Source organism: Pseudomonas sp. R38(2017) (assembly GCF_002112395.1).
In the GTDB taxonomy this organism is placed as follows: domain Bacteria; phylum Pseudomonadota; class Gammaproteobacteria; order Pseudomonadales; family Pseudomonadaceae; genus Aquipseudomonas.
The window spans coordinates 308151-321941 of the sequence record NZ_NEHN01000006.1; the positions used below are offsets into that span (position 1 = coordinate 308151).

Below are 13791 nucleotides of genomic sequence, written 5' to 3' on the forward strand. Positions count from 1 at the left end.
CTAACCCCGCCATTCGCTATCAAACAACGAGACGTCAATCCTGTCCGCGTTAATTTTGACGAACTGCCCATTCAGATGTGGGTATTCGTAGTGGATATCCTGATCCATAAAATCAACAAACGACCGGAAAACCTCGCCATCCAGGTAGCCATAAACTTCACAGTGGAATCCACTACCGAGCATCTTGATCTGCATTTTTTCGCATTGTGCAGGTGATACAAATTCCTCATCAGACAACACCATTTCGAACTCAGCTTCGTAAGTTTTTCCGACCTCAATTTTCGAGGGGCTGTAGCCTACGAAGCATCTGACCTCAACGCCCTCAACAACCAGCAAAATAGCGTCCTCTACCAAATGGTCTATTTCGACGACCAATACTTTGTGTGTCTTAGTCATGGGCAGGCCTCACTGTTTTATCTTGTGCATTACCGTTGATTGTCCGCCAAAACTCTTTTCCACTTTTGGTGTGTAGAGTCGTAATTTCATCATTTGTGTTGGTGCCCACGAAAGCAAATTTCGCTTCACCTTTCCGGTTATTCCCCATCAATTGGATATACCCTGCTCGCATCTCTCCTTTGTATAAGTACTCCACACGCGTGCCCTGATTCACTACTCCTCGTGCGATGAGTAAGTACTCCTCGTTGGTCATCGCCTTGAATTCGGCGCCATGCTTTTCAAAATGCCCGGCAAGCTTTTCATCACTACCAAAATTTTTCGGTCGAGATTTGGGCTTTGGAGTCAGCGGTTCACCTTCGTCAACAATCGAACCGCCCACCCCATCCGGCACCGAACATCCCGGCCTATTCGGCGGCGGGCAGTTGGAGGTCAGTCCTAACGGATCCACCCACCCGGTCGGATTCGGCACGTACCGGTACTGATTCAACCCACCCGCCAGCTTCACCGGATCCGGCGTCAAGTACCGTCCCACGTCCGGGTCGTAATACCGGTGCCGGTTGTAATGCAGCCCGCTTTCGTCATCGAAATACTGCCCCTGAAAGCGCAGCGGCTGGTCGAGGTAGTCCTCGGTCGCGAGCTGCAGCGAGGTGACCTTGCCGTAGGCGCTGTATTTGGCTGACCAGACGATGTCGCCGCTGTAGTCGGTCAGTTCTTGCGGGGTGCCGAGGTGGTCGAGTTGGTAGTAGAACGGGCAGGCGCGTTTCGGGCCTTGGCCGTCCAGCATCGCCAGCGGGCGGAAGGTGCCGGGTTCGTAGATGAAGCTGCGGTGTTGGGTCGGACTACTTTCGGCGATCAGATGGTCGCCTTGCCAGAAGAACTCGGTGGTCTGGCCATCGACGGTTTTGCGGATGCGGCGGCCGAAGGCGTCGTATTGATAGGTGGCGCTGGTGCCGTCGGGGCGGGTCAGGCCGATCAGGCGGTGCTGGCTGTCGTAGCGGTATGCAGTGACGAGCTGTTGGGCGCGGCCACGGCGTTCGCGGATCAGGTTGCCGAAGGCGTCGTAGTCGTAATGGCGGTCGCCCTGCATCAGCAGGCGGTTGCCCTTGATGCTGGCCGGGCCGGGGCGATCCTGCTGCAGCAAGTTGCCGGCCGGGTCGTGGGCGAAGTTTTCCGGCAGGTCGTCACGGGTATGGCGCACGCTGGCCAGACGGTCGAGAGCGTCGTAGTAGTAACTGCGTTGACCGTGACGGCTGTCGGCGATAGACGCCAGGTTGCCGTTGACCGCGTAGCTGTAGTGACGCAGGTACAGTGCTCGGTCATGTTGATGAACCGAATGCACTCGCAAACGGCCCTGCTCGTCGTAGGCATATTCGCTGAGCAGCAAACCCTGCTGGCGCTGCTGTTCGCGACCGTTCTGGTAGACGTGACGGGTGAGCAAGGCGCCGTTGAGGTCGATCGCGGTCAGCGTGCCGCCCTTGGCGTAGTGGTAGTCGAGCTTACTGTTGTCCGGCAGGCGCATCCGGCTGAGCTGGCCGCAAGCGTCGTAGGTGTAACGCAAGGTGCCCCAGCCCTGATGCTCGCGTACCAGTCGGTCCTGCAGGTCGTACTCGAAGGCCAGCGGGTGATTCTGGCCGTCATCCACGCCGACCAAGCGGCCTAGACGGTCGTAGCGGTATTCAACCGTGCTGGCATCGGGCAGGGTCTTGAGCAGCAGACGCCCAGCAGCATCGCGTTGATAGCCGGTGACCAGCGTCGAGCCGTCGTCACCGAACTCGGTCTTTTCCAGCAGGTGGCCGTTGCGGTCGTAGGCGTACGCGGTGCGTCGCCCGTCAAAACCGGTTTCCTGTCGGATCAATCCGGTGGGCGTGTAGTCCAGCCGGTACTTTTCGCCGGACTCGTTCTCGATCTCCGTCAGCAGCAGCTGCGCATGGTCGTAGCGGTATTGCAGCCGCGTGCCGTCAGGGTTGATCCGCCGGCTGACCAGATGCAGATCATCGTCATACTCGTAGCGGGTGATCCGCCCCTGTTCATCACGTTCGGCGGTGATCTGGCCGTAGGCGCTGTAGGACCAGGCGCGGGTGGCGCCATTTGGCGAAGTGGTCTGGATCAGCCGGCCAACGGCGTCCCACACATGGCGGGTGACGGCGCCATGTTCGTCCTGCGCAGCAATCCGCCGCCCCAAGGCATCGTAGGAAAACTTCCGAATCCCACCGTCTGGCAGACTTTCCTCGACCAGTTGCCCAAGGTCATTCCACACGAACACATGCCGACCACTGTCCGGATAGCGGACCGACAGCAACCGCCCCTGCGGGTCGTAGTGATAATGGGTGACATGGCCGTCGGGATCGACCGCCTCGGTGATATCCCCCTGCGCATTACGCCGGTAGGTCCACTGCGCATCACCACGCGAGCGGCTGTGCAGGAAACCATTGCGGTACTCGTAGGACGTCGGCGCATCGTCCGGCGGAATCAGCGCGATCAGCCGTCCGGCATCGTCGTAGCGGTACTCGGTAACCGCCCCCAGCGCATCCTGCTCGGCAACCAGCCGGCCCGCCGAATCGTAGGCCTTGAGCTGTTCGCCACCATCGGCGGCAACCTGACGCACCAGCCGCGCGGTGTCGTCGTGGACGTAAGTTTCCTCAGTCCCATCGACGTAATGCACGGTGACGCTGCCGGCGTCATCCCAGACGTAACGCGTATCCATCTGCGAAAACGACGCCCAGTGCCGCACGCACCGCGCCGCCTTGCCGGCACGCTCCCACTCCCAGAAGAAGCTCGCGCCACCCGTTAACTGCCGTTGCAGAATGACGTGCTGATCGTCGTAGTCGTAACGCTCGCTCTCGCCGACGGCGTTGGTCGCTTCGATCAATCGATGACGGGCATCGAAGCGGTAGCTGGCCAGCGTCTGCTCGGTACGCCAGGCAGACTCCCGAAAAACCTGATAATCGACCGCGATCAGATGCGCCCGCTCATAACGCAGCAACAGGGAACGACCAGCCCCGCTGTCGAGGCGCTCAACGCGATCCAGACGATCCCGCGTAATACGCAGCCGGTTGCCGTACGCATCGCTGACAGCCGTCAGACGCCCAGCCCGAAAGTGATAAAACCGCGCCGCCTCACCCGCCAGCGCAACGATCAACTCCTCAGGCTCATCCCCGAGAAAGATCGCCGCCCGCGACAAACTGTTGTGAATCGCCGGCCGCTCACTACTCGGCAAGGGAAACCGCGTGCGCCGGTTCTCATGGTCAACCCAGACCACACCGTCGCCATCAACCTCCAGCCGATGCGCCAGCGAATGGCTCCAGCCAAACCCCAACCCGACATCGATCTCGGCGGCACTGGTGCGATACAAGCGGCTAAACTCGAACGGCAGCAGCCCATCGAGCACGCCGTCAGTCAGCGTCAGCAACTCTTCGCCGGTGACCATCGACACGGGGCAACCGTTGGTGCAGGTCCGGGGCACGCAGTCAGCACTGTCGCCGTTGGGATTCTTCGCCTGAGCCGACGCATCGTCGCGAGGCTCATGCCGCTCCATTCGCGTTGTGCCGTGTGATTTGTTACGCGCAATGGCCGCGGGATTGGGCACCGTCAGCACCTGCGCATCCGCCGTGCGAATCTCCATCGGAACCGCCGGTGTCGGCCGCAACGGCGCCGGACCTGCATTGACCACCAGCGGTTTCAAAGCGCCCGCATGCCGGGTCAGATCGGGTGTCGAAGTCAGCTCCGCCAACCGCAACGCCGACGCCGCCAGCCACTCCCGGGCGCGCGGCGACTTGACCTTGCCGAGCACCTTGGCGCTCAACCGCAGCGGCACGCCCATGCCCGCCGACACGCGCATCAACAGGAAGCTGATCAGTAATTCGACCCGGACTTCGGCCACCACCTCGGCCAGATACTGCGGGGGCAACATCTTCAGCCAACTGGTGAAGGCCGCCAGATGAATGAACAGCAACGGCTCGTCGCTGAGCATCAGCAAGCCATTGGCGATGGCCTCGGTAGAAGCCTCGAGCAAGGCATCCAGCTCAGCGGCGGACAGGTACTGCAGAAGCTTTTCGCTGTTGGCCTGCCAGTCGGCGAGCAGGGCGAACAGCTGTTTCACGTCATCCCAGACGCTATTCAGGGCGGATTCGAAACCGCGCCAGTCGGCCTGCTGCAACTGACCGTAACGCCCCAGGAAACCCGCGCTGGAAAACTCGGCCCATTGCGGTTGAAATCCGAGCCATTCCTCACGCAACCATTTTTCCAGGCCATCGATGAGCCCCTGATACGAGGCGTACAGCGTCTGGACATGCGCGGTAGAAACATCGGGAAAGAAGGTGATGTGATAACGCTGGCCCCGGTCGCATTTGTCGACCTCGAGAATGCCGCTGGGGCCGATGGTGTAATGCTGCGGTTCGCCGAATTCCAGAACACCGCCGACATCGGAAATGACTGGTTCCAGGGCCACCGGCGTATCGCCGATCGGCACGAAGCGCGCAGCTTCGAACATGTGCACCAGCGTCAGGGAGCCAGTCGCAGAACACATGGCTACTGAGGAGCTGATGGGTTTTCGGCTGGTAATCGGCGCAATGAGCTGGACATCGTTGCCGACCTTGAATACTTGATCGACGTCCAGCGCGGTTCCTGTCCAGAACTGCTCGGCCCAGCTTTCATAGTCGTTGAGGCAGAGGCGGAATTCCTGGAACAGCGTTTCGACGTCAGGCTGATCAGGGTTCAGCGCAGCGACTACGAGTAAACCAATGCTGTTGTTCAGGTACAGGAGCCGATCGGATGGAAGCATTCGCAGTCACTCGCGCGCATCAAGGGGGTGGCGCGAAACATTGCGGGGGATCAAACAGGAAAGAAGTCAGCCGAGTAGGCGATGTCTGTAGGGGGATTCTCTAAATGTGCGAGAGGGCATTCGGCGGACAACCGACATTGCCCGTTGCTCAACCTCGGCCGCGCTCGCTATGCTGCTGAACCCTTTAATCAGATCCGAGCAGCGGTATCTCATGCCGCCTGGGATGTTTTTGATAACGGATCCGATGATGAATGCACCAATGAAAGCGTTCGGCCCGATCAAGGCCGTGATTTTCGATATGGACGGTTTGCTGCTTGACACCGAGGGCATCTACACCGAGGTCACCTCGCTGATTGCCGAGCGTTACGGGCGCACCTTCGACTGGAGCATCAAGCAGAACATCATCGGTCGCGGTGCCGGCGATCTGGCCCGTTATGTGGTCGAAGCGCTGGATCTGCCGATTACCGCCGAAGAGTTTCTGGTGATTCGCGAGCCGCTGATGCGCGAGCGTTTTCCCACCGCACAAGCGATGCCGGGGGCCGAGGAACTGATCCGCCATCTCAAGGCGCACAACATTCCGATTGCCGTCGGCACCAGTTCGTCGCGCCAGTCGTTCGGTCAGAAAACCACGTTGCACCGTGACTGGTTTGCGTTGTTCGATTTCATTGTCACAGCCGACGACCCGGAAGTCGGCGCGGCCAAACCGGCGCCGGACATTTTCCTCACGGCGGCTCGCCGCCTCGGTGTGGCGCCGGAAGATTGCCTGGTGTTCGAGGATTCGCCATTCGGCGTGACGGCGGCGAAAGCGGCAGGCATGACCGCCATCGCGATCCCTGATGCCGCCATGGCCGATGAAAAATATGCACACGCCGACGGGATTCTTCGTACGTTGAAAGCGTTCACGCCGAGTGCCTGTGGTTTGCCGGCGCTGGATTGGGCCTGATCAAACTGCCGATATAAAAACGCCGCCCCTCTGTTAAAGGAGGGGCGGTGTTTTTCGTTATCGACAATCTGATCAATCAGGCGCCGAAACCACCGTCGATGGTCAGACTGGCACCGGTGATGTAACCGGCCTCCGGGCCTGCGAGGTAGGCGACGAAGCTGGCGATTTCCTCGGCTTTGCCGTAGCGACCGACCGCCATCAGCGGAATCAGGCTTTCGGCAAAGTCGCCGTGGGCCGGGTTCATGTCGGTGTCCACCGGGCCGGGCTGCACGTTGTTGATGGTGATGCCCCGTGGGCCGAGGTCGCGGGCCAGGCCTTTGGTCAGGCCGACCAGCGCGGATTTGCTCATCGCATACACGCCGCCACCGGCGAAGGGCATACGGTCGGCGTTGGTGCTGCCGATGTTGATGATGCGTGAGCCTTCGCCCATGTGTTTGGCGGCTTCCTGACTGGCGATGAACACGCTGCGCACGTTGATCGCCAGGGTCTGGTCGAAGTCTTCCAGTTTGAAGTCTTCCAGCGGGGCGACGGCCAGTACGCCGGCGTTGTTGACCAGAATGTCGAGGCGGCCAAAGGTTTCGACGGTCGCGTTCACGGCGTTGCGGATGGCACCGGCATCGGCGCTGTCGGCCTTGATCGCGAGAGCTTTGCCGCCGGTCGCGGTGATGCTGTTTTGCAGTTCCTCAGCCTTGGCGGCGGAGCTGACGTATGTGAAGGCAACCGTGGCGCCTTCGGCCGCCAGGCGTTTGACGATGGCGGCACCGATGCCGCGAGAGCCGCCTTGAATCAGAGCAACTTTACCGCTGAGGTGTTGAGTGGTCATGTTCGATCTCCAGAAATTTCAAGGCAGGCTGCCTTGGTGTGGTGTCGAGTATCTGCCCCTCGCCACCGGGCGAGTAGACCGTGGTTGCTATAGTCTGTGTAAACCAAAAGTTTAGAGTGGCGGCCATGGAAACCTTCAGCAGTATCGAATGCTTCGTGCGTAGTGCCGAAGTCGGCAGCTTTGCCGAAGCTGCGCGTCGCCTGAGCCTGACACCGGCCGCCGTGGGCAAAAGCGTGGCGAAACTGGAAGCGCGCCTCGGCGTGAGGCTGTTCCAGCGTAGCACCCGTCGGTTGACCCTGACGGAAGCGGGGCAATTGTTTTTGAGTGAGGTCAGCGGCAGTCTCACAACCATCCAGAATGCCGTGAACAATCTGGCCAGCGCCGGCGGTCAACCGGCGGGTACGCTGAAAGTCAGCATGGGCACGGTGTTCGGCCGCTTGTACATCGTGCCGCTTCTGGGTGAGTTCCTGACAAGGTTTCCGGCGATCAATCCGGACTGGCACTTCGATAACCGGCAGGTCGATCTGATTGGCCAGGGTTTCGATGCGGCGATTGGCGGTGGTTTCGAGTTGCCTCAGGGCGTGGTGGCGCGCCGGCTTACGCCGGCGCATCGGGTGTTGGTGGCTTCGGCGGATTATCTGGATCGGTACGCGCCGATCAGCGAGCCGGACGACCTCAAGCTGCACGAGGGCATCCTGATTCGCTCACCGCAGACCGGTCGCGTGCGTTCCTGGCAGTTAACTCATCGAACGCAGCAACACAGCCCGCTGACCCTCAAGGCACGAATGACCATGAGCGATTCCGAAGCCGCCTGCGCCACGGCGACGCAGGGGCTAGGGATTGCGTTGGTGAGCATGCCTTTTGCCGTCGGTTATCTGGAGGCGGGAACGTTGCAGCGGGTCTTGCCCGACTGGTACGTCGACGACGGCAACATCTCCATCTATTACGCCGAACACAAACTGCTGCCGGGCAAGACCCGGGCGTTCGTCGATTTCATTATCGAGCAATTTTCAACCTTGGGCCTCGCAGAGCGGTTCAACGCGCAAAACGTGCTGGCCAGCCGATGATGGTCTTCGGCCGCGGCGTTGCATACGTCCGCACCTTGGACGTCGACAGCCCCAGGCGCACCAACGATTCGGCGATGGTCACAGCGGCGGTGACGCCATCGATCACAGGCACCCCGGTGCGCTGGCGGATCTTCTCGTCGAGCCCGGCCATGCCGCCGCAACCGAGGCAGATCACTTCAGCTTTATCCTGAACCACCGCCAGTTCGGCCTGATGCACGATCGCTTCCAGTGCCCGCTGCGGTTGGTGTTCCAGCTCCAGAACCGCAAGACCACTGGCGCGCACCGAGGCGCAGCGATCCCAGAGGCCGGACAGTTTCAGGCGATCCTCAATCAACGGCACGGTGCGATCCAGCGTGGTGACCACCGAATAGGCGTGGCCGAGGAACATCGCGGTGCTGGCCGCCGCATCGGTGATGTCCACCACCGGCACATTGAGCAACTCCTGCAAACCTTCGCGACCGTGCTCGCCGTAGCCGGCCTGGATTACTGCGTCGAACGGCTGCTCGTAGGACATCACCCGGTCCATCACAGCGATGGCCGCCAGGTAACTTTCGAAATTGCCTTCCACCGAATCGGCGCCGAAGTACGGCGTCAGGCCGACAATTTCGGTGCCGGGGGAGGCCACAGCCTGCGCCGAGCGGGCGATGGCCTGGGTGATGGATTCGGTGGTGTTGACGTTGACCACGAGAATACGCATGGGAAGTCCTTATTACGGTTGGTTCTGCGGCCCCGCGAAGGGCCGCCAAAAGATTCAGTGGCTGACGTTGTCGACGGCGATGGCTTCACCGTCGACGTCGGCGTAGTGCGGCTGGCGTTTGGCGACGATCAGGTAAAGCATCCCGGCAATGCCGGCACCGATCAGCCAGGAGAAGGGCGAAACGCTGTGAAAGCCCGGCACCAGTGCCAGGACGATGGCGATCAGCGCGGCCGGAATGAACGCCGCCACCGCCCTCAGATTGACCCCGCGGCTGTAGAAATACGCGCCGTTCGGGTCTTCGCTGTACAACTGCGGCACGTGGATCCGGCCTTTGCGGATCAGCCAGTAGTCGACCATGATCACACCGTACAGCGGGCCGAGCAGGGCGCCGAGGCCGGACAGGAAGTACACGATCACCAGCGGGCTGTTGTAGAGATTCCACGGCAGGATCAGCACGGCGATGGTGGCGCTGATCAGCCCGGCGCGGCGAAAGGTCAGGTATTTCGGCGCCAGGTTGCTGAGCACGAAGGCTGGCGCAACGAAGTTGGCCATGATGTTCACCGCCACGGTGACGATCAGGAAGGCCAGGCAACCGAGCACCAGAAAGAACGTATTGGGGATCGACGCGATGATCTCGGTCGGGCTCTCGATGATCCGGCCGTTGATCTGAAATTGCGCGCCGCACAGCAGGACGGTGATCCCGGCGAACACCAGAATATTCACCGGCAGGCCCCAGAAGTTTCCGATTTTGATGGTTTTGCGGCACGGCGAGGAGCGAGCGAAGTCGCAGAAGTTGAGGATCAGCGTGCCGTAGATCGCCAGCCACAAGGCGCCGCCGGCAAAGATGTTGCGCCACATCTCGCCGCCGGTCAGCGGTTCGCGGATCGACCAGGCAATGGTCGCGTTGGCCTGGGTGTACATCCAGGCGGCGAGGCAGGCAACGGTCAGCAGAATCACCGGACCGGCGAAGGCTTCGTAGCGGCGGACCATTTCCATGCCGTAGGCCAGAATCCCCAGTTGCACGAACCAGATCGCCACGAAACACACCCAGCCCAGGCTCGACAGGCCGAGGATCGAGTTGTGGTCGTAGTCGGCGAAACCGGGGTGAACCGCCGTGAGCAATACGCGAAACACCACCGACGCGAGGTACGTCTGAATTCCGAACCAGGCGATGGCGATAATTGCCCGGATCAACGCAGGAATCTGCGCCCCGTGAATGCCGAAACTGATGCGGCTGATGACCGGAAACGGCACGCCGGTTTTCTGTCCCATGTAGCCGGACAGGTTCATGAAGAAATACACCAGCGCCGCGCCGATCCCCAGCGACAGCAGAATCTGCCAGCCACCCAGGCCCAGGGCGTACAGACCGATGGCAAACGAATAGTTGGCGATGTTGTGCACATCGTTGGTCCACAGGGCGAAGATGCTGTATTTGCCCCAGCGCCGTCCTTCGACCTTGGTCGGTGCAAGGTCGCTGTTGTGCAGACGCGGGCTCAGTTGCAGCGGTTCGGTGATGCCATCACCGGGCACGGTGTGATCGAGGGTTGAGGAGGAGGGCAGATTCAGCGCGATGTTGTTGTTCGAAAGACTCGTACGCATTCCGGCAGGCTCCTGATGTTCGGGCCGCGATGACTGTGCATGAGCGCTCAGGCTCGGCAGATCTTCGTCGCAACGCTGAAACATCACTGGTTACGGGGCATCTGCAGCCTGTACGGGATAGGGCGCTTCAGGCTTGCGGATCGAAAGTGTGGGTTCATGTTTTGCGATTTTGTATACAAAACATGTATGCACTTAAGCCAGATCTATGCCAGCCAGCGATCTATGAAAACCACCACTGATTTCGAAAAGTTATTGAATGGCGCTAAGTCGCTGAAATACGGGCGATATAAATTGACCGTTCGAACAGATATTTATTTTTCGGAAGGGATTTTGGCGGACGCCGGAAGGGATCGCTTTGGCAGCGGGATGTAACTTTTCAGGGCGCGGAAATGAAAAGTGCACACATAAATGGCACCGATGGTGACATTCGTGTGTACACATTTTTCATATCTGGCAGAGACAACTGTGGGACTAGCGGTTTACGCCTTGCTGATGATATTCCCGGCGTGCAACCCGCATTCTTTCTGGGTCGCTTCTTCCCACCACCAGCGGCCTTCGCGCTCGTGCTGGTTCGGCAGGACAGGGCGGGTGCACGGTTCGCAGCCGATGCTGATGAAACCGCGTTCATGCAGGCTGTTGTACGGCAGCTCCAGCATGCGGATGTAGCCCCAGATTTCCTCGCTGGTCATCTGCGCTAGCGGGTTGAACTTGTACAGCGTGCGCTCGGGGGTGGAGAACGCGATGTCGATTTCCATCACCGCCACCGCGCTGCGGGTACCAGGACTCTGGTCGCGGCGCTGGCCGGTGGCCCAGGCTTTGACACCGGACAGTTTGCGGCGTAGCGGCTCGATCTTGCGGATGCCGCAGCATTCGCCATGGCCGTCCTTGTAGAAACTGAACAGGCCTTTTTCCTTCACGAACGGTTCAAGTTTCGTGTAGTCCGGCGAGACCAGTTCGATATCGATCTTGTAGTGCTCACGCACCTGATCAATGAAACGGTAGGTTTCCGGGTGCAGACGGCCGGTGTCAAGGCTGAACACCTTGACGTTCTTGTTCAGCTTCCAGGCCATGTCCACCAGCACCACATCCTCGGCGCCGCTGAAAGATATCCACAGGTCATCGCCGAACTCGGCGAATGCGAGCTTGAGGATGTCCTGGGCGGATTTGTTGGCATAGGTCGTGGCGAGTTCCACGACGTCGAACGTTGGGCTCATCAGGGCGGCTTCCTACAGGTCGGTGGCGCTGGGCGCTCTATATGGCGGCGATGTTAACAAAAAGCAACGCCCGCCGGGGCAGCCTCTGCGTTGCACGGTCCAGGTCGAGCCGCTAGAGTTCGGGCTCGCTCGACTCAATAAACATTACAAACGGAGTGTCCTGTGGAAATTGCCTGTCTTGACCTTGAAGGAGTGCTGGTCCCGGAAATCTGGATCGCCTTCGCCGAAAAAACCGGAATCGAATCGCTCAAGGCCACCACCCGGGACATTCCCGACTACGACGTGCTGATGAAGCAGCGCCTGCGTATCCTCGACGAGCATGGCCTCAAGCTTTCGGACATTCAGGAAGTGATCGCCACCCTCAAGCCGCTGGACGGCGCGGTGGAGTTCGTCAACTGGCTGCGCGAGCGGTTTCAGGTGGTGATTCTGTCGGATACGTTTTATGAGTTTTCCCAGCCGTTGATGCGTCAACTGGGTTTCCCGACCTTGCTCTGCCACCGCCTGATCACTGACGACAGCGGGCGGGTCACGGGCTATCAGTTGCGTCAGAAAGATCCGAAGCGTCAGTCGGTCCTGTCCTTCAAGAGCCTGTATTACCGTGTGATTGCGGCAGGGGATTCCTACAACGACACCAGCATGCTGGGTGAAGCAGATGCGGGGATTCTGTTCCATGCACCGGATAACGTGATCCGCGAGTTCCCGCAGTTTCCGGCGGTGCATACGTTTGCCGAGTTGAAGCAGGAGTTTCTCAAGGCTTCGAATCGCGATCTGAGCCTGTAAGTCATGCTGTGGCGAGGGCGCAACGGCCCTCGCCACAAGCGTCAGAGGTTCTGCAAGGTTTCGAGCAGGACTCTGACCTTGGTAATCGACTCCTGATATTCCGCCTCCCAATCCGAATCAGCGACGATCCCGCCACCACCCCAGCAGCACACCTGCCCATCCTTCACCAGCAGGCTGCGAATGGCGATGGAGCTGTCCATCTCGCCGCGCACGTCCAGGTACAGCAACGAGCCGCAATACAAGCCGCGTCGGGTCGGTTCCAGTTCGTCGATGATCTGCATCGCGCGGATCTTCGGCGCGCCGGTGATCGAGCCGCCGGGGAAGCTGCCGGCGATCAGGTCCAGGGCATCGCGATCCTCCGCCAGTTCACCGGTCACGCTGCTCACCAGGTGATGCACGTTCGGATAGCTTTCCAGGCTGAACAGCTCCGGCACTCGCACGGAGCCGATTCGGCAGGTGCGGCCAAGATCGTTGCGCAGCAGGTCGACGATCATCAGGTTTTCCGCGCGATCCTTGGGGCTGGCCAGCAGTTCGGCGGCGTTGGCAGCGTCTTCGGCCGGGGTCGCGCCACGGGGGCGGGTACCCTTGATCGGACGGGTTTCCACCTGACGCTGGCTGACTTTGACGAAGCGCTCGGGCGACAGACTCAGCACCGCGTTGCCGTCAGGCAGGCTCTGGAACCCGGAAAACGGTGTCGGGCAGGCCTCGCGCAATTTGCAGTAGGCCAGCCATGGATCGCCCTGGCACGGCGCACGGAAACGCTGGGCGAAGTTGACCTGATAGCAGTCCCCGGCCTGGATGTATTGATGAATGCGTTCGAGTGCTTGGCGGTATTCATCGGCCGAGAGGTCGGCCGCCATCGGGCTGTTCAGCTTGAACGGGGTCAGCTTGTCGACTGCCGGTTGGCTGAACACATCGATCAGGCGTTGTTTTTCGCTAGCGCTGACCGACGGGTGAAACACCAGCTGGCTGGTGGCCTTGTGGTGATCACTGATTAAAGCCCAGTCGTACAGACCAAAACGCGCATCCGGCAGTTGCAGATCATCCAGCGCCTGACTCGGCAGGTTTTCCAGATGTCGGCCGAAGTCGTAACTCAGGTAACCGATCAGGCCGCCGGCGAATGGCAGTTCATATCCATCGGGTAATTGTGTGTCGCCCAACCGCGTCAGATTATCCCGCAGGCGTTGCAGGAAATCGTCGCCGCGCTCGTCCGGCATCACCGCCAGTTGTTCCAGCGGCCAGGCACTGAGCAGGTCATAACGGCCACGATCGGCACTGGGCCGGCCGCTGTCGAGCAGCACGGCGCCGGGCGCATGGCGGACGGCCGCGAAATAGTCGGCGGGGTTGGCGCGGTAGGGCAGCGGGTGTACGGAACAGGTCAACATGGGCGGGGCAGATCGGCCATCGAGGCGGGGTGGGGATTGTAGTCCCCTCGGGGAATTGCTCCTAGAGGGGATGTCGGGGATTGGCAGATCAGAGGCCGGTAACGCGA

Annotated in this window: 11 protein-coding genes; 4 read left to right on the forward strand and 7 right to left on the reverse strand. The window is 60.4% G+C overall.

The annotated features are described in order from the left end of the window. The gene (locus CAF87_RS17545) at nucleotides 1-396 is read right to left on the reverse strand and encodes a hypothetical protein (protein ID WP_085732373.1); all 396 of its coding nucleotides are present in this window, start codon (nucleotides 394-396) and stop codon (nucleotides 1-3) included. Continuing rightward, the gene (locus tag CAF87_RS17550) at nucleotides 389-5176 is read right to left on the reverse strand and encodes an RHS repeat-associated core domain-containing protein (protein ID WP_085732374.1); all 4788 of its coding nucleotides are present in this window, start codon (nucleotides 5174-5176) and stop codon (nucleotides 389-391) included. Before CAF87_RS17550 ends, CAF87_RS17545 begins: the two co-directional genes overlap by 8 nt. Before the next feature lie 247 nt (nucleotides 5177-5423). On the opposite strand from CAF87_RS17550, the gene CAF87_RS17555 reads away from it, so the two are divergent. Next, a complete protein-coding gene (locus CAF87_RS17555; RefSeq protein ID WP_085732375.1) occupies nucleotides 5424-6119 on the forward strand; it encodes an HAD-IA family hydrolase in 696 nt (231 codons plus the stop codon). 76 nt (nucleotides 6120-6195) lie between these two features. Here the strand turns inward: CAF87_RS17555 and CAF87_RS17560 are convergent, their stop codons facing one another. Beyond that, nucleotides 6196-6942, reverse strand: a complete 747-nt coding sequence (locus CAF87_RS17560; protein WP_085732376.1) for a 3-oxoacyl-ACP reductase family protein — start codon at nucleotides 6940-6942, stop codon at nucleotides 6196-6198. A gap of 125 nt (nucleotides 6943-7067) precedes the next feature. Here CAF87_RS17560 and CAF87_RS17565 point away from each other — a divergent pair, with 125 nt between their 5' ends. Further along, a complete protein-coding gene (locus CAF87_RS17565) occupies nucleotides 7068-8009 on the forward strand; it encodes a LysR family transcriptional regulator (protein ID WP_085732377.1) in 942 nt (313 codons plus the stop codon). On the opposite strand, the gene CAF87_RS17570 is transcribed toward CAF87_RS17565, so the two are convergent. Both CAF87_RS17570 and CAF87_RS17575 read right to left on the reverse strand, forming a co-directional pair. Further along, a complete protein-coding gene (locus CAF87_RS17570; RefSeq protein WP_085732378.1) occupies nucleotides 7978-8706 on the reverse strand; it encodes an aspartate/glutamate racemase family protein in 729 nt (242 codons plus the stop codon). The two genes, CAF87_RS17565 and CAF87_RS17570, sit on opposite strands and share 32 nt — an antisense overlap. A 54-nt stretch (nucleotides 8707-8760) precedes the next feature. Then, nucleotides 8761-10305, reverse strand: coding sequence for an NCS1 family nucleobase:cation symporter-1 (locus tag CAF87_RS17575; RefSeq protein ID WP_085732379.1), 1545 nt, complete (start codon nucleotides 10303-10305; stop codon nucleotides 8761-8763). A 39-nt stretch (nucleotides 10306-10344) separates the two neighbouring features. On the opposite strand from CAF87_RS17575, the gene CAF87_RS17580 reads away from it, so the two are divergent. Next, entirely contained in the window at nucleotides 10345-10677 is a 333-nt protein-coding gene (locus CAF87_RS17580) for a hypothetical protein (RefSeq protein ID WP_085732380.1), read from the forward strand. A 107-nt stretch (nucleotides 10678-10784) separates the two neighbouring features. On the opposite strand, the gene CAF87_RS17585 is transcribed toward CAF87_RS17580, so the two are convergent. Further along, nucleotides 10785-11519, reverse strand: a complete 735-nt coding sequence (locus tag CAF87_RS17585) for a phosphoadenylyl-sulfate reductase (RefSeq protein ID WP_085732381.1) — start codon at nucleotides 11517-11519, stop codon at nucleotides 10785-10787. A 162-nt stretch (nucleotides 11520-11681) separates the two neighbouring features. Here CAF87_RS17585 and thrH point away from each other — a divergent pair, with 162 nt between their 5' ends. Next, entirely contained in the window at nucleotides 11682-12299 is a 618-nt protein-coding gene (gene thrH / locus CAF87_RS17590; RefSeq protein WP_085732382.1) for a bifunctional phosphoserine phosphatase/homoserine phosphotransferase ThrH, read from the forward strand. A 41-nt stretch (nucleotides 12300-12340) separates the two neighbouring features. Here thrH and pabB read toward each other — a convergent pair whose 3' ends face one another. Further along, complete coding sequence (gene pabB / locus CAF87_RS17595; protein WP_085732383.1) at nucleotides 12341-13684, reverse strand: aminodeoxychorismate synthase component I; 1344 nt, start codon at nucleotides 13682-13684, stop codon at nucleotides 12341-12343. Between the last annotated feature and the right edge of the window lie 107 nt (nucleotides 13685-13791).